The organism is Agrobacterium sp. rho-13.3, assembly GCF_033957765.2.
Lineage (GTDB): Bacteria > Pseudomonadota > Alphaproteobacteria > Rhizobiales > Rhizobiaceae > Agrobacterium.
Genome location: NZ_CP192774.1, coordinates 1942880 through 1963326, shown reverse-complemented (window position 1 = coordinate 1963326; position 20447 = coordinate 1942880). Strand labels below are relative to the sequence as shown.

Below are 20447 nucleotides of genomic sequence, written 5' to 3'. Positions count from 1 at the left end.
GCATTTTTCTCCTCAAGCATCAACTGAACTTTGGAGATAATACAATGCGTGCAACCGCTTTGCGCGCGTGGCCGCGCCTTTTTGCGTGGTTACGCCTGCCGGAATTACCGGATCATTCAATCGAGAAAAATCGTGTGGAGGAAGATATATCCGATCACATCAAACGCGATCTTGGCCTGCTGGATGGTCGTAACGGCATTGGTCCGGGGAAGATGCAGTTGAGCGATGAATTGCGTGAAGCAATTCGGCTGCAACCAAGGTCGCTATGACGGCGGGGCGCTTATCCTTCACGACATGTCCGCCGATGGGCAGAACCAGCCGCTCCAGCCGGGAGGCCGGTTCGCCTTCGCGCTCCAGCCAGTGCGCGAAGGTGGCGCGTTTGGTTTTGGAGCCGATCATGCCGATGTAGGCCAAATCATCACGCGCCAGCGCTTCTTTGGCGATGAGGAAATCCAGCGCGTGATCGTGGGTGACGATGATGGCCGCACCCTGTTGCGGTATGTCTCTCACCATTGCTTCCGGCATGGCGGTGAGGTGCGCGGATACGCCTTCCGGTAATCCTACCAACTCCTCGCGGCGTGTTTCGACCACCGAAATGGACAGGGGAAGCAATGACAGTGCCTGTGCCAATGCCTTGCCCACATGGCCCGCGCCGAAAATGAAGACGGCGGGTTGTGATTGCTTCTCGTCCGCCAGCCGTGCCGTCAGTTTTTGCGCAATCGCTTCAGTCACATTGGTGAATTTCAGCAATGTGCGCCCACCGCAGCATTGGCCAATTTCAGGGCCGAGGGGAATGTCCATCGTATCGGATAGGGTTTTGCCGTCCAGCATGGCGCGGGCATGGTCAATGGCCATATATTCAAACTGACCACCGCCGATGGTCTGCCAGATCGCATCTTTTGACACCAGCATGAAAGTCCCAGCCTCACGCGGCGCGGAGCCTTTGACGGCCTCGATTTCGATGAGAATGGTTGGGATGGAGCCGGAAAGGAAATCGGTGAGCGGGCCGGTGGTCATGCCATGGCCCTCACACTTTCCTCAACCGTTCCACCGCCATCAACACGCGTTCCGGTGTGGCGGGTGCGTCGAGGCGGGGGCAGACTTTGTAGTCGGCCACGCTGGCAACCGCCATGGACAGGGCTTCCAGAACGGAGATTGCCAGCATGAACGGTGGTTCGCCCACAGCTTTGGAGCGACCGATGGTGGGTTCGGCGTTTTCTGCCCATTCCGCCAGCTTCACGTCGAAGATTTTCGGGCGGTCGGAGGCTAGCGGAATCTTGTAGGTGGAGGGGGCGTGGGTGCGCAGGCGACCCTTGGTGTCCCACCACAATTCTTCGGTGGTCAGCCAGCCCATGCCCTGCACGAACGCGCCTTCCACCTGACCGATATCGATGGCCGGGTTCAGCGATTTGCCGACATCGTGGAGAATATCGGTCCGCTCCATCATATATTCGCCGGTCAGCGTATCGATGCTGACTTCCGAACATGCCGCGCCATAGGCAAAATAATAAAACGGCGTGCCTCGTCCCGCCGCCCGATCCCAATGGATTTTCGGGGTTTTGTAAAAGCCTGCGGCGGAGAGCTGCACGCGGGCGAAATACGCCTGTTTGATGAAATCGTTGAAGGGGATTTCTTCCACGCCGACACGAATGCGGTTGGGAAGGAAAACGACCTCATCTTCCGTGACGTTCCATTTCTCAGCGGCAAAGGTGATGAGCCGTTCCTTGATCTGCCGTGCCGCATCATAGGCCGCCATGCCGTTGAGATCGGTGCCGGAGGAGGCAGCGGTCGCGGATGTATTCGGCACCTTGCCCGTGGTCGTGGCGGTGATTTTCACGCGGTCGATATCCACCTGAAACGCATCGGCAATGACCTGCGCGACCTTGGTGTAAAGGCCTTGGCCCATTTCCGTGCCGCCATGGTTCAGGTGGATCGAGCCGTCATTGTAGACGTGAACCAGCGCTCCAGCCTGATTGAATGCGGTGAGCGTGAAGGAAATGCCGAATTTCACCGGCGTCAGAGCGATGCCCTTGCGGATGATCGGCCTTGTCCTGTTGAATTCGATGATCGCTTGGCGGCGTGCCTGATAGTCGCTGGAGGTTTCCAGTTGCTCGACGATACGGGCGATGATGTTGTCTTCGACTTCCTGATGATAGGGCGTTGTGGTGCGGCCCGAGCCTGTCTGGCCATAGAAATTCAGTTTGCGAATTTCCAGCGGGTCTTTGCCCACGGCGTAGGCGATTTCCTCGATGAAACGTTCCGCACCCAACATGCCCTGCGGGCCACCGAAGCCACGAAATGCGGTGTTGGAAACCGTGTGAGTTTTCAGCGGCTTCGAGGCAAGTTTGACATGCGGATAGAAGTAGCTTGAATCCGCATGAAACAGCGCGCGGTCTGTCACCGGGCCGGAAAGGTCTGATGAAAACCCGCAGCGTGCCGCGTAGGTGGCGTCCACGGCGTGAATGCGGCCTTCTTCATCAAAGCCCAGTTCGTAATCGACGCGGAAGTCGTGTCGCTTGCCCGTCGCGGTCATGTCTTCATCGCGGTCCGGGCGGAATTTGACGGCACGGTTCAGTTTTTTGGCGGCAATGGCGCAGAGCGCGGCGAACTGGTTGCCCTGCGTTTCCTTGCCGCCAAAGCCGCCGCCCATGCGCCGCACCTGCACGGTGACGGCATTGGATGGCACTTGCAGAATGTGGCTGACGATGTGCTGGATTTCGCTGGGGTGCTGGGTGGAACTCCACACCGTGACTTCGTCATCTTCGCCCGGAACAGCCATGGCGATATGGCCTTCCAGATAAAAATGTTCCTGTCCACCGATCCGCATCGTGCCGGTCAGGCGGCGCGGCGCAACGTCCATTTCCAGTTCCGCATCCCCGCGTTGCAGCACCATTCCGGGCGTGACCAGCGGTTCACCGTTTTCCAGCGCGCTATCAATGTCGCTCCAGTGCGGCAGATCCTTGTAGGTGATCTTGGCTTTACGCGCCGCTTTTCGGGCAATGTCGCGAGTCTCTGCAAACACGGCGAAGATCGGCTGGCCGTGAAACTCCACCAGCTTTTCCGCCAGCAGTGGCTCGTCGTGACGTCCGCCGGAGGACACGTCGTTTTCGCCGGGAATGTCCTTGGCCACCATCACCCACAACACGCCTGCTGTGGCTTCCACCTCGGACAAATCCATGGATATGATTTCGGCGTGGGCACGATCCGACATGCCCAGCGCGCCGTGGATCAGTCCTGCTGGCTCGGGAATATCATCGATATATTCGGCACTTCCGGTCACATGCTTATGTGCTGAATCATGCCGCAGAGAGCCGTGCATCTTGCCATCGACTTCGGTTTTGATGGGTTTATATGTGTTGGTGTCCATGGCTTAGGCCTCCGCCAGTGCGAAGCGTTGCAATTCCTGTGCTTCGCCGGATGTTTCCAGCAGGAAACGGGTCAGCAGGTTCTTCGCCGTCAATTGCCGATACTCTGCGGTGGCGCGCCAATCGGACAGCGGCTGGAAATCCTCATTGAGTGTATCGCGAACGACATCAATCGTGTCCTTGTTCCAAGGCTGGCCGGTCAATGCCTCCTCCAGTTTTGTTGCCCTCTTCGGCGTTGCCGCCATGCCGCCGAAGGCGATGCGGATGTCCTCGACATGGCCTGCTTCATCCAGCTTCAGATGATACGCCGCACACAGCGCAGAAATATCCTCATCGCGGCGTTTGGAGATTTTGTAGACCGCGAAATGCGTGTCCGCTGCCGGAATAGGCACGAAAATCTTTTCCACGAATTCGCCGGAAAAACGGTCCTGCTTGCCGTAGTCAACGAAGTATTTTTCAAGCAATATCGTGCGGCTGTCGGAGGCGGAGCGGAGCGTCAGTGTGGCGCCCAGCGCAATCAGCGCAGGCGGCGTATCGCCGATCGGTGAGCCGTTGGCAATGTTTCCGCCGATGGTTCCCATATTGCGCACCTGCTGGCCGCCAATGCGGTCAATCAGGCGGGCGAAGGCCGGAATATTCGTCGCGACAACCTCGAAGGCCTGCGCGTACGTCACCCCGGCACCCATGGTAATCCCACCATCTCCAACGGAGATGGATTGCAACTCGCTCAAGTGATTGATGAAGATCACCGGGTTCAGCGCCCGCATCTGCTTTGTCACCCACAGGCCAACGTCGGTGGAACCGGCAACGATGGTGGCCTTCGGCTCGGCAGCATAGGCGGCTGCGAAATCAGAGAGGCTTGATGGAATGATGCTGCGACAGGTCTCCCCATTGGCATCCTTGCTAACGGTAATCGTTTCATTCAGCGAAATGGCCCAAAGCCGCGACATGATGCTGGAACGGTCCCGTTCGATCGGGTCGAACAGGGCGCTCGGCTTGGCGGCAGTGACGCTTTCAGCGGCCTTGATGATGGGTTCATAGCCCGTGCAGCGACAGAGATTGCCCTGCAAGGCTTTTTCGATATCGGCACGCGATGGTTTGCTGCTGCTCAACCACAGACCATACAGCGACATAACGAAGCCCGGCGTGCAGAAACCGCATTGGGAACCGTGATAATCCACCATGGCCTGCTGCACGGGGTGCAACGCGCCTGCCTTGCCCGCCAGATGTTCGATGGTGACGATGTGCGTGCCGTGCAACGATCCCATAAAGCGGATGCAGGCGTTGACCGTTTCATACCGCAGGGAGCCGTCGACAAGACGCCCGACCAGCACCGTGCATGCGCCGCAGTCGCCTTCGGCGCAGCCTTCTTTGGTGCCGGTCAGTCGTTTTTGCAGCCTCAGATAATCGAGCAGGGTGTCCGTTGGGCCAAAATCGTTCAGCGCAACTGTCTCGTTATTGAGGATGAAGCTTATTGCGTCTTTCATGCCTTGCCTTCGTATTCTCTGTTTATCGCATTTCCGGACGGAAAACCGGTGTCCACTTTTCCTGGAAATACTCTATTGCGCGGTCCATCCGCCATCGATGGAGATATGCGTACCGGTAATCTGCTTGGCCGAATCGCTGGCCAGAAACAGTGCGGTTGCGGCTACGTCCTCCACCTTCACGAATTCCTTGGTGGCTTGCAGCCGCAACAGAACATCGTTCTTCACCTCGTCTTCGCTGATGCCGCGGGATTTGGCCGTGTCTGGTATCTGTTTTTCCACCAGAGAGGTCAGTACATAACCGGGGCAGATGGCGTTGACGGTGATGCCGGTTTCGGCCAGTTCCAGCGCTGCCGATTTCGTCAGGCCGATGATACCATGTTTTGCGGCGACATAGGCAGATTTGAAAGGTGAGGCGACCAGCCCATGAGCAGAGGCGATGTTGATAATGCGGCCTTTGCCCACGGCTTTCATCAAAGGAATGACAGCCCGCATCGTATGGAATGAGCTGGTCAGATTGATGGCGATGATCTGGTCCCATTTTTCCGGCGGGAAATCCTCCACGGCTGCAACATGCTGAACGCCGGCATTGTTGACCAGCACATCGATGGCGCCAAGCTTTTCGTGGGTGGTCTTGACCAGATCGGCAATCTCATCCGGCTTGGTCATGTCGGCAGGGTGGTAAAGGACGCGGGTGCCGCTTTCGGCCTCCATCAGCAGGCGCGTGTTTTCGATGTCGCTGGCGTCTCCGAAGCCATTCAGCATGACATTGCATCCATCATTGGCAAACGCCCGGGCGATGCCCAAACCAATGCCGCTGGTCGATCCCGTTATGATCACTGTCCGATGCATGCGTTCCCCTTTTTACCCAACGTTGCAACGCTTTACATCAGGTTATGCTCAAACCGGGGGAACTGGCAATCGTATTTGACATAAGGCGGGACGCATCGCGCCTTCCGAAAATCGATTCCGATTTCGGGCCGATGCGTCAGGATGTACGCTACGGTGGCTTGACTTTAGGTGCGGCACATATTGTTTTGCGCCAAACTGATTTCCGGGAGGCATGAATGGGCGGCTATATTCTCGCCATCGACCAAGGCACGACATCCACGCGCGCCATTGTTTTCGATGGTTCCATGCAGGTGGTAGGAACGGGACAAAAAGAGTTCCGGCAAATTTTTCCCGATTCCGGCTGGGTGGAGCATGACCCCGAAGAAATCTGGGAAAGCGTTGTCTGGTCCATCAAGCAGGCGCTGGAAAAAGCCAAGCTTAAAGCCTCCGATATTGCCGCAATCGGCATCACCAACCAGCGCGAAACAACGCTGCTGTGGGAGAGGGAAACCGGCAAACCGCTTCACAATGCCATCGTATGGCAAGACCGGCGCACCGCCAAGCTTTGCGAAAAGCTGAAAAAGGCCGGTCACGAAAAGAGCTTTACCAAGAAAACCGGCTTGTTGCTTGATCCTTATTTTTCCGGCACGAAACTTTCATGGCTGCTGTCCAACGTCAAAGGTGCGCGCAAGCGGGCCGAAAAGGGAGAGCTGTGCTTTGGCACGGTGGACACTTTCCTGATCTGGCGGCTGACCGGCGGCAAGTCCTTCGTGACCGATGCCACCAACGCATCGCGCACGTTGATGTTCAACATCGAAAAGAATGTCTGGGATAAGCAGCTCCTCGAAATCCTCGATGTGCCACAGTCGGTGTTGCCGCAGGTTCTGGATTGCGCCGCTGAATTCGGCGTTGCAGATGCGGAATTGTTCGGTGCCGCTATCCCGATCCTCGGCGTCGCTGGGGATCAGCACGCCGCCGTCATCGGCAATGCCTGCTTTGCGCCGGGCATGTTGAAATCCACCTACGGCACCGGTTGTTTTGCGCTTCTCAACACGGGTGAAGACATCGTCCGCTCCAAGAACCGGCTGCTGACGACGATTGCCTATCGTCTGGATGGCAAGACGACCTATGCGCTGGAAGGCTCCATCTTCGTTGCGGGCGCTGCGGTGCAATGGTTGCGAGATGGGCTGAAGATCATCGGTTCGGCGTCCGAAACGGGCTCGCTGGCAGATAAGGCCGATCCCACGCAGGAAGTTTACATGGTGCCAGCCTTCGTGGGGCTGGGTGCGCCGTGGTGGGATGCGCAGGCGCGAGGCGCAATGTTTGGCCTGACACGCGGGACAGGACCGGCAGAGTTTGCACGCGCCGCACTGGAAGCCGTTTGTTACCAGACCGGCGACTTGCTGGACGCCATGCACAAGGACTGGAAAAACGCCAATGGCGATACGGTTCTGCGGGTCGATGGTGGCATGGTTGCGTCCGACTGGACGATGCAGCGTCTGTCAGACCTCATCGACGCACCGGTTGACCGCCCCGTTATTCTGGAAACCACAGCGCTGGGTGCTGCTTGGCTTGCAGGCAGCAAGGCGGGCGTGTGGCCGGACATGAAGGCATTCTCTGAGGCATGGTCCCGCGACCGTCGTTTTGAGCCGCAGATGGATGGCGAAACGCGCGAACGCAAGATCAAAGGATGGAAAAGTGCGGTTCGTCGCACGCTGTCCGAGGCTTGACGAAATAGAGTTATAGTAATTTCTAAAATGCGATATGGTGTCCGTTGTTCAAGGGTTGGAGGGATAACGGATGCCCAAGATCGCCGAGCATGAATTATCACTCAGTCGCATCATCAATGCTCCGCCGGAGAAGGTATTTCGGGTCTGGGCCGACCCGGAGTTACTTATTCAGTGGTGGGCACCACTTCCCTACCTCACATCGCAAGCCTTCATAGACTTGAGGCCGGGTGGAGCGTTTAATACCACCATGCACGCGCCAACCGGAGAGATTTATGAAAATCTTGGCGTGTTTCTCGATGTCGTCCCCAATCAGCGCCTCGTTTTTACCGATGCCTTTCAGGAAGGCTGGGTGCCGGGTGAACGACCTTTCATGACCGGATACATCACCTTCGAAGATGCGGGAAACGGCGCGACCAAATACACGGCACGCGCCCTGCACTGGACTGCCGAGGACAAACAAACCCATGAGGAAATGGGATTTGAAGAAGGGTGGAATGCGGCGGCAGAGCAGATGGAGGCGTTGTTGCAGCGGCTTTAGATTGTTAGCTTTTGCCCCGTAAATCCCCACCACGCTCATTCCTGTGCTCATCACAGAAATGAGGAACGACGGTTTCGCACTCCATCGATTTTATCGAACGATCCGTTCAAGATTTTCGGTTTGCCTCAACCGGCGCGCATGCCTATCTCTCAATCAACATTATTGAGGATATTGGTATGGAACTCGGTCTTTATACATTCGCGGACGTTGATCCCAAAGCATCGGGCGGTGCCGGGCCGGAAGGTGCGCGCAGGCTGAAGGATCTGCTCGAGGAAATCGAACTTGCCGATCAGGTCGGGCTCGATGTTTTCGGTCTGGGCGAGCACCACCGCTCGGATTATGCGATTTCGTCGCCCTCCACCGTGCTGGCTGCTGCCGCCGTGAAAACGAAAAACATCCGCCTGACCAGCGCTGTCTCCGTGCTCAGTTCGGATGATCCCATTCGCGTGTTTCAACAATTCGCAACGGTTGATCTTCTGTCCAACGGGCGCGCTGAAATCATGGCCGGTCGCGGTTCCTTCATCGAATCCTACCCGCTGTTTGGTTATAATCTGGAAGACTACGACGAGCTGTTTACGGAAAAACTGGACCTGCTGCTTGCGCTTCGGAAAAATGAAATCGTGACATGGTCTGGCAACACCCACCCGCCCATCAATGCGCGAGGTGTTTATCCACGTCCATTGCAGGAGCGTTTGCCGGTGTGGATTGCCGTTGGCGGCACGCCGCAATCGGTTGCACGGGCGGGTGCCATGGGTCTGCCGGTTGCTTTGGCGATCATTGGTGGCGAATATCGTCGTTTTGCGCCGCTGTTTGATCTTTACCGTGAAGCTGCCCGTCGGGCTGGTCAGGATGCGACCAAACAGAAAACCAGCATCAACGTTCACGGCTTTATTGCCGATACGACAGACAAAGCTGCCGACCAGTTTTACGGTCCGCAGGCGGAGGTCATGAACCGCATCGGTCGCGAACGCGGCTGGGGTCCGACCAGCCGTGCGCAGTTCGATGCTGCGCGTGGGCCAGAGGGCAATCTTTTCCTTGGAGAGCCGGAACTCGTGGCGGAAAAGATCATTAAAGCACACGGCGTTTTCCAGAATGACCGCTTCCTGTTGCAGATGGCAATTGGCCCTATGCCTCATGATCAAATCATGCGTGGCATCGAGCTTTACGGCACCAAAGTCGCGCCGATTGTCAGAAAAGAATTGACTGGCAGTGCCGATAGGGTGAAAGCCACCGCCTGAAAAACACTATGGAACGACAATGGTTATCTCCACCGAAGAAGAACTCGCCAAGCTGAAGGACATCGGTCGCATTTGCGCAATGGCAATGCAAAGCATGGCCGATGTACTAGAGCCAGGCATTACCACTGCGGAAATGGATGCCATTGGTCGCAAAATTCTGGAAGACAATGGAGCGCAGTCCGCGCCGGAATTCTGCTATGAATTTCCAGGCGCGACCTGCATCAGTGTCAATGAGGAAGTGGCCCACGGCATTCCGGGACCACGCATCATCAAGGCGGGTGATCTCGTCAATATCGATGTGTCGGCGGTGAAGAATGGCTTTTTCGGCGATACGGGTTCGTCCTTCGCCGTTCCGCCGGTGAAGAAAGAAATCGAGCGCCTGTGCCGCGATGGCAAGCGCGCCATGTGGACCGGCCTGCAGCAGATCAAGGCCGGTCGCCCACTGGCCGATATCGGCAATGCCATCGGCGCTTTTGCCAAGAAAAACCGCTACACGCTCATCACCAATCTCGCCAGCCACGGTATCGGGCGCTCTTTGCATGAGGAGCCAACCGAACTTGCCACATGGCCGGACAAGGACGAAACCCGCATCATGACCGAGGGCATGGTGTTCACGGTTGAGCCTTTCCTCTCCATGGGTGCTTATTGGGCAGAAGACGGCGATGATGATGCTTGGACGCTGTTCAGCGACCCAAGCGCGCCGACCGTGCAATTTGAACATACTGTGGTGGCGACGAAAAACGGGCCACTGATCCTGACGCTGGTCGATTGATTACGCAGGTTCCTGCGCAATATGCTGTGACAAACATCGCTATGCTATCTTACATCTTGGTAAGTTAGTGTTTGCCGCATTGCTGTGCACAAATTTCTAGCCTAGTTTCCCACCAAACTGCTTCGCCAATAATGGCTGACCTCCCAACTCGCGAGAGTTCGAAACGTGTTTCATTCCTTCTTTCCCAAACCCAAACTGTTTTTCACGTCTGCCGCGCTTTGGACCATTGTATGTATCCTCGTTTGGTACAGTGTCGGTCCTGAGATAGGGGCAGCTTTAGGTATGCCGCCTTTAGGGCCAGGTGAAACCGCTCCTCTCGGGCTCGCCTACTTCTTCTCGCCCGATAACCTTTGGTTCTATTTGTATTTCACAATATTCGTGGCGATTTTTGGCTTGGCTTGGCAGGTATATGCAAAAGACCATCCTTGGACGGCGTGGTCCATCTGGGGGTCTGCATTCATTATCTTCATCGCGTACTTTGCAGTGCAGGTTTCTGTTGCGTTGAATAACTGGCGTGGTCCATTTTTCGATTTGCTACAGAAGGCATTGTCGAAACAGGGCGAGACGACAGCCGCTGAGTTTTATGCCTATCAGTTCCAGTTCCTGCAAATCAGCGCAGTCGCCGTGGTCATAAACGTGGTTACAGCATTTTTTACAAACCACTATGTATTCCGCTGGCGTGCCGCGATGAATGATTACTATATGTCCAAGTGGGACAAGTTACGTCATATTGAAGGTGCTTCTCAGCGTATCCAAGAAGATACCATGCGCTTCGCCAATATCCTTGAGGGTTTGGGCGTGACGCTGATCAATTCGGTTATGACGCTTGTGGTGTTTCTTCCAATCCTTTTCCGTATGTCCGAACATGTGGGCGACCTCCCTATAATTGGAGCAGTACCACACGCGCTTTTCTGGCTTGCTATCGGTTGGTCTCTATTCGGGACGGCATTGCTCGCATTTGCTGGTATCAAGTTGCCAGGTTTGCAGTTTCGCAATCAGCGTGTTGAAGCGGCTTATCGTAAGGAGCTGGTTTACGGTGAGGATCACGCTGATCGTGCAGACCCTGTTACGGTTCGTGAGCTGTTTGGAAACGTGCGTAAAAATTATTTCCGTATGTATTGGCACTACCTTTACTTCAATGTGGCGCGTTATTCTTATGGAAATCTAGATGCAATTTTCTTGAACTTCATCCTGATTCCCACTTTCGTAGCGGGTCGGATTACCATGGGTATCTGGCAGCAAATATCGACAGCTTTCGGCGAGGTCAGTAATTCTTTCCAGTATCTCGCAAACTACTGGACGACGATTATTGAGTTGCTCTCAATTCATAAACGCCTCGTTGCCTTCGAAGCCGCCATCGATGACAAGCCGTTGCCGGAAATCGATCAGCGTTATCTGCAAAGAGAAGCGGAAGGCGGCGAATTGGCTGCGAATAAGCCGACTTGAATGTGAGGGTGGTGGGTTTCACACCCACCTCTGACACCACCGAAAAGAGGTCGCAGAGCCTCTCCTCGGTCATCCTCGGCCTTGTGCCGAGGATCTACGCGTTGCCACAATTGAGCGTTTTTTGATGCTCGGGACAGGCGCGAGCGACGGGTGGATGAGTTTTCCTTTACCCCTCGGGCTTCTGTTTCCGTCGCGCCTCGATGATCGGCATAGCTTCCGCGTAACTCACACACGCCACGTCCTGCTTCTGGCAAACCTCACGCAACAGCCGCTCAAAGGCGTTCCAGTAGGCTCCGCCGTTCATTTTCACGAAATGAAAGCCAAGCTGAAGGGGAATGCGCTCGCCATCATATTGCTTATCAAAGGCGGTGCGGAAGGCTTGATAGGCGCGGTCTTCGAACTCGGCTGATTTTTCCCTGTTTTCTATTGCCATGGAGTGTCGCACGAAGAGATTATAGTCCATGGCGATGATGGGCCGGTTGCTTGGGCCTTCGGGAACGAGGGGCAGGCCGAAATGCTCGACGCCGTTTTTCTTCACGGGCCAGTCGGGGCCTTTGGTGATGCCGGTCGCATCATAGATGAAGCCATGCTTTTTCTGCGCCACGGTCAGCGCGTCGCTTTGTGAGAGATAGGGCGCCCGAAAGCCATTGATGCCGTCAACGAAATCGCGCCAGCCTTGCGGCTCTTCACCCTTCTTGCCGATCATTTGCCAGGCATTTTCCATGGTGCTGGTGAATGTCGTGAACTCTTCGTCCCATTGCTCGGCCGTCCAGTTGCCGCCATCGAAATGGCCGCAGGTATGGCTGGCAATTTCGTGGCCTTCCTGCTTTGCCTGCCAGATATTGCGAAGGCGTGTTTCGACCTCTTCGATAGACTGGCCGAAGCCGACATTGGAGCGGCCGACCCTCTGACCCGGTGCCTGATAGCTTTTCGCGCTGGTCTTGCGATCCATGACCAGCGTGCAGGCGAGGAAATAGGTGAAATGTGCACCGACTTCCTTGGCTGTCGCACGGCTGCGGTCCCACAGCGTGTTGTCGCCCGCGCCATCGAAGGACACCATAACCAGCTGTTTTGGCTTCTCCACAGTCTGCGCGAAAGCAGGCGGGGAGAGGGCAAGCGACAGGCTGAGAACGGCAAAGGAACGATACATTATTGACCACATTTTTTATCAGGCTGTGCCTTTTGGAGCGGCAATAAGGCGAAGCTTTGATTTGTCTGGTAATTTTGGGCTTTTAGCCATAATTCAGAAGCACGTCACTTCCCGCATCCTCTTTAGGGAGCATTCCATGCTGCTGCTTTTTCTCTGTCTTCTGTTTCTGCTGGTCACGCATTCGCTACGGCTTGTTGCGCCAGCGTGGCGTGCCAATATGATTTCTCGCATCGGCGAAGGACCATTTAAAGGTGTGTATTCGCTTGTTTCCGTGATTGGCATCGTGCTTGTCGTTTATTCTTTCGGGCAGGCGCGGCAGGTCACGGGTATGCTCTATAATCCACCCATCTGGATGAGCCATATCGCGCTGACCTTGATGCTCATCTCCATGATCTGTCTGGTGGCCAGCAGTCTTCCTGCTGGTTATATTGCCACAAAAACCAAACATCCGATGATCCTGGCCGTCAAAATCTGGGCGCTTGCGCATCTTCTGGCAAATGGTGAGACCTCTTCGGTCATTCTTTTTGGCTCGTTTCTGGCATGGGGCGTGGCGATGCGGATTTCCGCCAAGCGTCGCGAAAGAGCGGGTGAAGTTGTCACCCGTCCGTTCGTTTCCGCGCGGTACGATATCATCGCCGTGGTGTTGGGCCTGGTGCTTTGGGCGGCTATCATCTGGAAGCTGCACGAATGGTTGATCGGCGTTCAACCACTCGCAATGTAAGAAAGTGACTTTTCCCCTTACATATAAGGGAAAATAGGCTAGAAGGCCGACCAATGAACGTGGTTGGCCTTGCGCTGACCTCGGCAAAGCGCTTTGGCATGTCTGCAGACCGGTGAATGGCAACGTTCCGGTGCGGGTAACGGAGAATTCGATGGCGAACGAGAATGATACCTTCATCCGCGAAGTAAACGAGCAGATTCGCTCGGAGCAACTGAGCAATTTCTGGGGACGCTATGGCATTGTTGTCATCAGCGCTGCCGTGTTGATCGTTGTTGGTGCTGCGGGCGCCGGTATTTATGAATACTGGAACAACAGCCGTGCTTCCAACTCGGGCGACCAGTTCGCGATTGCCTTGAAGCTTGCGTCTGAAGGCAAGAATGATGAAGCGCTGAAGGCGCTGGCTGATCTGGAAACGGCCGGTCACGGTTCTTATCCGGTTCTGGCCAAGTTCCGCTCCGCCACACTTCTGGTGCAGAAGGGTGATGCAGCGGCTGCAATCGCTGCCTTCACCGCCATTGGCAACGACAACAGCGCGCCGCAGGTGTTCCGCGATACGGCAAAGGTTCGCGCCGCATGGCTGCTGGTGGATACCGGCACCTATGAGCAGGTTTCCGCGCAGGCTGAAGTGTTGACGGGCGAAGGGCAGGCCATGCGCAACTCCGCGCGTGAGGCGCTCGGCCTTGCTGCTTACAAGGCAGGCGATTTCGTAAAGGCAAAGCAGTGGTTTGAGCAGATCACCGCTGATGTGCAGGCACCGCGCAATGTCACCAGCCGCGCACAGATCATGCTCGACAATATTGCCGCTTCCGGCAAGGCAGCGTAATTTCGCGCCATAGTTCAGGTTAGGGTTTTCCCATGAGTTTCACCGTCGCCATCGTAGGGCGTCCCAATGTCGGCAAGTCCACGCTGTTCAATCGTCTGGTTGGCAAGAAGCTGGCGCTTGTGGATGACACGCCGGGCGTGACCCGTGACCGCCGCCCCGGCGACGCGAAGCTGGTGGACCTGCGCTTTACCATCATCGATACCGCCGGTCTGGAGCAATCCGGGCCGGAAACGCTGCAAGGCCGCATGTGGGCGCAGACGGAAGAGGCCATCGAAGAGGCTGATCTGACCCTGTTCGTTGTGGATGCCAAGTTTGGGCTGACACCTGCCGACAAAACGCTGGCCGAAATGCTGCGTCGTCGCGGCAAGCCTGTGGTGCTGGTGGCCAACAAATCCGAAGCCCGCGGTTCCGAAGGCGGTTTCTACGACGCCTATACGCTGGGCCTGGGTGAGCCATGCCCGATTTCCGCAGAACACGGTCAGGGCATGATCGATCTGCGCGACGCCATCGTTGCCGCCATCGGTGAAGATGTTGCGTTTCCCGAAGACGTTGACGAGGCGGAAACCAATATCGTTCTGCGTCGCAGCGAAGAGGGTGACGACGAGGAAGACGAAGAGCCGGTTTACGATGAAACAAAGCCGCTTCGCGTGGCGATCATCGGTCGCCCGAATGCGGGCAAATCCACGCTCATCAACCGTTTTCTCGGTGAAGACCGCCTGCTGACAGGCCCGGAAGCGGGCATCACGCGCGACAGTATTTCTGTTGAGTGGGATTGGCGCGGTCGTACCATCAAGATGTTCGATACGGCGGGTATGCGCCGCAAGGCACGCGTGATCGAGAAGCTGGAAAAGCTGTCGGTTGCCGATTCGCTGCGTTCTATCCGTTTTGCCGAAACCGTCGTTATCGTGTTCGATTCGACCATTCCCTTCGAAAAGCAGGATTTGCAGCTCGTCGATCTGGTCATTCGCGAAGGCCGCGCCGCCGTGCTGGCCTTCAACAAATGGGATTTGGTGGAAGACCCGCAGGCATTCCTCGCGGACTTGCGTGAAAAGACAGAGCGGCTGCTGCCGCAGGCGCGCGGCATTCGCGCCGTGCCGATGTCTGGCCACACGGGTTACGGTCTTGATCGCTTGATGCAAAACATCATCGATACCGACAAGATCTGGAACCGCCGCGTGTCCACCGCCAAGCTCAACAAGTGGCTGGATGCGCAGGTGACGCAGCACCCGCCACCAGCCGTATCTGGTCGTCGTCTGCGCCTGAAATACATGACGCAGGTGAAGGCCCGCCCGCCAGCGTTTATGATTTCCTGCACGCGCCCCGAAGCCATCCCGGAATCCTATACGCGCTATCTGGTCAACAATCTGCGCAAGGATTTCGATATGCCGGGCGTGCCAATCCGCGTGCATTATCGTGGTTCGGACAATCCGTTTGAAAGCAAGGCGAAGAAGAAGCGGTAATTTTGGCCGCTTGGTGAAAGTGTCTACTGCTTCCCGTCATTCCGGCCTTGAGCCGGAATCCAGCAGCGTCGCGTCTGCGGCGCGAAAGAGTCTTCTGCGATCAAGGACTTGATCGCACTGGATCCCGGATCAGGTCCGGGATGACGGAGTGTGTGGAACGAACTCAACGACTTCGTGCCTATTTGGTAAGTTAGCAGGTAAAACAACATGTTGATCAAGCAAAGTGACTATCACCGCATTTACCGCGTCATCAATAGCCTGCTGATCAACGAAAATGCCGATCCTGCCTCGGCCTGCATGTATTTCAGCACATTCGGCGCGTTCATTCTCGAACACCATTACAAGGTCAAGGCCACGCCAAAAGGCGGTCTGGCGGCTTATAATCTCGGCGGTGATCTCATTTTATTCGCGGACCACCGCGAAGACGGTTACGTGACCGGTGCTGGCGAAAATTTCCATTGCTGGGTGGAGGCGGAGGGTTGGGCAATCGACTTCATGGCCCCAGCATTTTCGCAGGCTGCGCGTGAGCTTTCGGTGCCGTCTAAAATGTTCCAGCGCCCGATGTCATCCATGGCCTCGTCGCTCAACGAACTCGCTCAGTCCGGCGACTTTTTCTACAAGTCCGAACCAGAAGCAACCGCCCGGCGTTTTGCCGATTGGCGCAAGCAGGCGATGATTGGGGATCTGGCGACAATCGCTGCGACGTGGTTCCGTAAATCGCCGAAGCAGATGCAGTCTGCTATTTCCGTCAGCGATAAAAACGACAAGACCAAAACGATACCGCTGTCCGGCAATGCTCTGACCGGCGCGTGGTGATGTTGTGAAGGCGGACAATAAGGACGGCCAGCGTAACCTCGCGGCAGCCGCCTGACGTCAATCAGCAGCCCGACCCCGCTCTAAAGTAACGGCAGTCGCGTCCCGAGCGTCTTTTGACAGTACAAAGCCGTTTCGTCCACCGTTTCATTCGGAAAAATGTCGCTTCTGTGCGGTATTTCTCAGGTCGCAGATGCCGCGCAGAACTCTGGTACTCCGCTGCTTGCCGCTGAAGTAACGTTTTCCAGGAACTGCCGGGATGCTTTTTCCCAAGAATAGGTGCGCGAAAGCGCAAGTGCTGCGTCCGGTGAGCAGGTCAGCGCATCCATGCAGGCCGTGCGAAGATCAGCATTGAGCGATCCTGCTTTGGAGTGTCCACCCAGAATATCGATAGGGCCAGTCACCGGAAATGCTGCCACGGGCACACCGCTGGCCAGCGCTTCCAAAATCGTGTTGCCGAAGGTGTCGGTTTTGGAGGGGAAAACGAAGACGTCGGCTTGCGCATAGGCATCCGCCAAATCCTCGCCGGTCTTTACGCCGGTGAAAAACACGTCGGGGTATTTTTCCTCAAGCTCGGCGCGGGCAGGGCCATCGCCAACCACCACTTTCGATCCGGGCAGATCGAGGTCGAGAAATTCCCGCAGGTTCTTTTCCACCGAAACACGGCCAACTGTCATGAAGATCGGGCGGGGGAGATCGAAAGGGCGTTCCAGCTTTTCACGCGGGTGAAACAAAGCGGCGTCGATGCCGCGGCTCCAGCGTTTCAGGTTTTTCACCCCACGCGCGTCCAGTTCCGTCTCAAGGCTTGGCGTGGCCACCATGCAGGCGCTGCCGCCGTTGTGAAACCAGCGCACGAAAGCATAGAGCCAGCTTTCGGGTATGGGAAAGCGGGCCGCAACATATTCCGGAAAGCGGGTGTGGTAGCTGGTGGAAAAGCGCATCCCATGTTTGATGCACCAGCGCCGCGCCATGAAGCCCAGCGGGCCTTCGGTGGCGATGTGAACATATGATGGCTGGCTTTTTTCAATGTCTTTCGACACACGGCGATAGCCAGCCACGGACAGGCGGATTTCCGGGTAGGTGGGGCAGGGCACGGAGTGGAAGTTTTGCGGTGTGACCATGCAAACCTCCACGCCCATGCGCTCCAGTTCCACATTGGTGTTTTCAATGGAGCGCACAACGCCGTTGACCTGCGGATGCCATGCATCTGTGACAATCGTTATTCTGGTCATCGCCCTGCCGATCCCCATTCACGCGCTTGCGAATCCCGGTGTTTGCCGGGCTACCGCGTGTATGCGACAGGCGTGTTACAGCATCATGTCAGGTCTTCGGCAGCAAGTCGGGGTTGATGAGCGCACCGTGGTGGCCGATGACGATAGCTGCTGCCTCGGCGGCGAAGATTGCCGCCTCTTGAGGCGTGCTGCCTGTGACGAGCCTGGAGAGAAACGCGCCGTTAAAGCTGTCTCCCGCGCTGGTCGTATCCACGACGTGGACCGCTTGAACCGCAGGTGCGTGGCTGCGCGCGCCCTCGAAATCCAGCGTCACACCCTTGGCGCCATCCTTGACGACCACATTGGCAACACCAAGAGCACGATAACGCGCAATCGTCGCTTCGATGTTCGCATCACCGAAATTGTCCGCCTCGTCATCGAAGCTCGGCATGACCAGCGTTGCGGCGCGTGCACCATCGCTGATGGTGTTCAGCATGATTTTTTTGTCTGCCCACAGGCGCGGGCGAATATTGGGGTCGAACACCACCTGCTTGCCTGCCGCCTTGGCACGGCGCAGTTCCGCAAGAAACGTATCGACGGCCAGCGGTGTGGCGAGAATGGCCAGCGTGATGCCGGAGAAATAGATGACGTCGGCGCCCTCTATCGTGCCACGCAGATGATCCGCATCGGCGGCAAGCTGGCGGGCGGCGGATGTGCTGCGCCAATAGCTGAAGGTGCGCTCGCCGTCTTTCAGGTTGATGAGATAAAGCCCCGGCGTGCCACCTTTGATACGGGAGATATTATTCGTTTCAATGCCAGCGGCCTCGATGAAGGACAGCATGTCCTGCGACAGTGGATCGTCACCCAGCGCCGTGAAATAGTCCACGGACCAATCGGCCGGCAAACAGGCGCGGGCATACCAGGCGGTGTTGAGCGTGTCGCCTGCAAAACCCTTGCGCAACAGGCCATCGCCCGCCTGCGAGAGTTCCACCATGGATTCGCCGATAGAAAGAAACCGTCCGCCCACTGCAATCGCCTCCCGTAAAATGACGTTCCGCCATTACGATGCTTGGCGCGGGCTGGCAAGTGCAAGTCATCATATGAGTGTCGTGTCGATGAAATGGAACGCGATTGCCGTTTACGAATTGACCTTGGCTTTATATGGTTCGATGAGATTCACTGGAGATTGCCCATGCCGCACCCCAACACCTCCGCCACACATTCCGCAAAACATGCAGACTGGTGGAGGGGCGCGGTGATCTATCAGGTCTATCCGCGCTCGTTTCAGGATACGACCGGGGATGGTTATGGCGATCTGGCGGGGGTAACGAAACGCCTGTCCTATATCGCGTCGCTCAACGTCGATGCCATCTGGCTCTCGCCTTTCTTCACCTCGCCCATGGCGGATATGGGCTATGATGTTTCGGATTACTGCAATGTCGATCCGCTGTTCGGCGCGCTTGCCGATTTCGATGAGCTGATTGCCGAGGCGCATCGGCTCGGTTTGAAGGTCATCATTGATCAGGTGATTTCGCACACGTCAGATCAGCACCCGTGGTTCAAGGACAGCCGGGCGAGCCGCAACAATTCTAAGGCGGATTGGTATGTCTGGGCCAATCCAAAACCGGATGGCACGGCACCCACCAATTGGCTTTCGGTGTTCGGTGGTCCTGCGTGGGAATGGGATGGCGTTCGCAAGCAATATTACATGCATAATTTTCTGGCATCCCAGCCCGACCTCAATTTCCATAATCCAGAGGTTCAGGATGCCTTGCTGGAAACGGTGCGTTTCTGGCTGGAGCGCGGGGTGGATGGTTTCCGCCTCGATACGGTAAACTATTATTTCCACGACAAGCTGTTGCGCGATAACCCGCCCCATGCGCCAGATAGCGATGACGCCGGTTTGGATGCCCCGGATGTCAACCCATACGGTATGCAGAGCCATATTCACGACAAGACGCAGATTGAAAATGTCGCGTTTCTCAAGCGCTTCCGCGCTTTGCTGGATGAATATGAAGGCCGCATGACGGTGGGAGAAGTGGGAGACGGTGCGCGGTCGTTAAAGACGGTTGCGGCCTACACCGCAGACGATGACAAGCTGAACATGTGCTACACCTTCGACCTTCTGGGCGGGGAGTTTTCCGCCAGCCACATTCGTGGCGCTGTCGGCGGGTTTCAAAAAGCTGTCACGGATGGCTGGGTATGTTGGGCGTTTTCCAACCATGATGTTGTCCGGCATCTCAGCCGTTTTTCGGAAAACAGTGAAGAGCAAACCCGCGTTGCGAAGCTTGCCATTTGCGTGCTGGCAACGTTGCGCGGATCGATCTGCCTTTATCAAGGCGAGGAGCTGGCGCTGACGGAGGCAGAGCTGGCTTTTGAGGACTTGCGCGATCCTTACGGAATTCGTTTCTGGCCCGCCTTCAAGGGTCGCGACGGATGCCGCACACCGATGGTGTGGGAAACCGGCGGCCCGAGTGCTGGTTTCACAACTGCTGAAAAGCCTTGGCTGCCGGTGCCTTACGCCCATGCCATGCTGGCCGCAGATGCGCAGGAGCGTAAGCCAGACTCTGTCTTGAACCACTACAAGGCGACGCTGGCGTTCCGCACAAACCATGCCGCGCTGCGTGATGGCGACTTGGTGTTTCTGGATACGCAGCAGGATTTGCTGGCCTTCACCCGCAACAAGGGCGACCAAACGCTGTTGTTCGTGTTTAACCTGACGCGGGAGCCAGTGGAACTCCTTATCCCGAAAGATTTAAACGTCACCGAAGTTTTGGCGATGCCGAGTTTCGGGCCGTTATTCGATGCGGGTACCATCAAGCTGGAGGCACTTGATGTGTTCTGCGGTGTGCTGACGTAAAATCA

Annotated in this window: 17 protein-coding genes; 10 read left to right on the top strand and 7 right to left on the bottom strand. The window is 56.5% G+C overall.

Annotated elements, in window-relative coordinates; all coding sequences use genetic code 11:
* Positions 1-159 precede the first annotated feature (159 nt).
* The 4 genes from xdhC to RMR16_RS09730 form a co-directional block, all read right to left on the bottom strand.
* Positions 160-1017 carry a xanthine dehydrogenase accessory protein XdhC gene (gene xdhC, locus RMR16_RS09745; RefSeq protein WP_320198417.1) on the bottom strand — a complete coding sequence of 286 codons (858 nt, stop codon included), beginning with the start codon at positions 1015-1017 and terminating at the stop codon, positions 160-162.
* Between the two features lie 10 nt (positions 1018-1027).
* On the bottom strand, positions 1028-3367 hold the full coding sequence (xdhB, locus tag RMR16_RS09740; RefSeq protein ID WP_320198418.1) for a xanthine dehydrogenase molybdopterin binding subunit: 2340 nt from the start codon (positions 3365-3367) through the stop codon (positions 1028-1030).
* Positions 3368-3370: 3 nt separating this feature from the next.
* Positions 3371-4852 carry a xanthine dehydrogenase small subunit gene (xdhA, locus tag RMR16_RS09735; RefSeq protein WP_320198419.1) on the bottom strand — a complete coding sequence of 494 codons (1482 nt, stop codon included), beginning with the start codon at positions 4850-4852 and terminating at the stop codon, positions 3371-3373.
* Between the two features lie 72 nt (positions 4853-4924).
* Positions 4925-5701: a 3-hydroxybutyrate dehydrogenase gene (locus RMR16_RS09730; protein ID WP_320198420.1), complete on the bottom strand. Its 777-nt coding sequence runs from the start codon at positions 5699-5701 to the stop codon at positions 4925-4927.
* A 215-nt stretch (positions 5702-5916) separates the two neighbouring features.
* On the opposite strand from RMR16_RS09730, the gene glpK reads away from it, so the two are divergent.
* From glpK to sbmA, 5 genes are all read left to right on the top strand, one after another.
* The gene (gene glpK / locus RMR16_RS09725) at positions 5917-7410 is read left to right on the top strand and encodes a glycerol kinase GlpK (RefSeq protein ID WP_320198421.1); all 1494 of its coding nucleotides are present in this window, start codon (positions 5917-5919) and stop codon (positions 7408-7410) included.
* A gap of 70 nt (positions 7411-7480) precedes the next feature.
* Entirely contained in the window at positions 7481-7948 is a 468-nt protein-coding gene (locus RMR16_RS09720) for an SRPBCC family protein (RefSeq protein ID WP_320198422.1), read from the top strand.
* Positions 7949-8124: 176 nt separating this feature from the next.
* A complete protein-coding gene (locus RMR16_RS09715; protein ID WP_320198423.1) occupies positions 8125-9186 on the top strand; it encodes an LLM class flavin-dependent oxidoreductase in 1062 nt (353 codons plus the stop codon).
* A 19-nt stretch (positions 9187-9205) separates the two neighbouring features.
* Positions 9206-9958: a type I methionyl aminopeptidase gene (gene map, locus RMR16_RS09710; RefSeq protein WP_320198424.1), complete on the top strand. Its 753-nt coding sequence runs from the start codon at positions 9206-9208 to the stop codon at positions 9956-9958.
* A gap of 165 nt (positions 9959-10123) precedes the next feature.
* A complete protein-coding gene (gene sbmA, locus RMR16_RS09705) occupies positions 10124-11404 on the top strand; it encodes a peptide antibiotic transporter SbmA (RefSeq protein WP_320198425.1) in 1281 nt (426 codons plus the stop codon).
* A 166-nt stretch (positions 11405-11570) separates the two neighbouring features.
* On the opposite strand, the gene RMR16_RS09700 is transcribed toward sbmA, so the two are convergent.
* Positions 11571-12554 (bottom strand): polysaccharide deacetylase family protein, encoded by a 984-nt coding sequence (locus RMR16_RS09700; protein WP_320198426.1) that lies wholly within the window; start codon positions 12552-12554, stop codon positions 11571-11573.
* A 136-nt stretch (positions 12555-12690) separates the two neighbouring features.
* Between RMR16_RS09700 and RMR16_RS09695 the strand changes: the two genes are divergently transcribed.
* The 4 genes from RMR16_RS09695 (at position 12691) to RMR16_RS09680 (ending at position 16374) form a co-directional block, all read left to right on the top strand.
* Positions 12691-13275, top strand: a complete 585-nt coding sequence (locus RMR16_RS09695) for an NnrU family protein (protein ID WP_320198427.1) — start codon at positions 12691-12693, stop codon at positions 13273-13275.
* 151 nt (positions 13276-13426) lie between these two features.
* Positions 13427-14098, top strand: coding sequence for a tetratricopeptide repeat protein (locus RMR16_RS09690; RefSeq protein WP_320198428.1), 672 nt, complete (start codon positions 13427-13429; stop codon positions 14096-14098).
* Positions 14099-14130: 32 nt separating this feature from the next.
* The gene (gene der, locus RMR16_RS09685) at positions 14131-15558 is read left to right on the top strand and encodes a ribosome biogenesis GTPase Der (RefSeq protein ID WP_320198429.1); all 1428 of its coding nucleotides are present in this window, start codon (positions 14131-14133) and stop codon (positions 15556-15558) included.
* A gap of 207 nt (positions 15559-15765) precedes the next feature.
* Positions 15766-16374 (top strand): DUF2026 family protein, encoded by a 609-nt coding sequence (locus RMR16_RS09680; protein WP_320198430.1) that lies wholly within the window; start codon positions 15766-15768, stop codon positions 16372-16374.
* Between the two features lie 179 nt (positions 16375-16553).
* Here the strand turns inward: RMR16_RS09680 and RMR16_RS09675 are convergent, their stop codons facing one another.
* Positions 16554-17603, bottom strand: a complete 1050-nt coding sequence (locus RMR16_RS09675; RefSeq protein WP_320198431.1) for a bifunctional monoglucosyl/glucuronosyl diacylglycerol synthase — start codon at positions 17601-17603, stop codon at positions 16554-16556.
* An 88-nt stretch (positions 17604-17691) separates the two neighbouring features.
* Entirely contained in the window at positions 17692-18609 is a 918-nt protein-coding gene (locus tag RMR16_RS09670; protein WP_320198432.1) for a sugar kinase, read from the bottom strand.
* Between the two features lie 165 nt (positions 18610-18774).
* Between RMR16_RS09670 and RMR16_RS09665 the strand changes: the two genes are divergently transcribed.
* Positions 18775-20442 carry an alpha-glucosidase gene (locus RMR16_RS09665; protein WP_320198433.1) on the top strand — a complete coding sequence of 556 codons (1668 nt, stop codon included), beginning with the start codon at positions 18775-18777 and terminating at the stop codon, positions 20440-20442.
* Positions 20443-20447 lie beyond the last annotated feature (5 nt).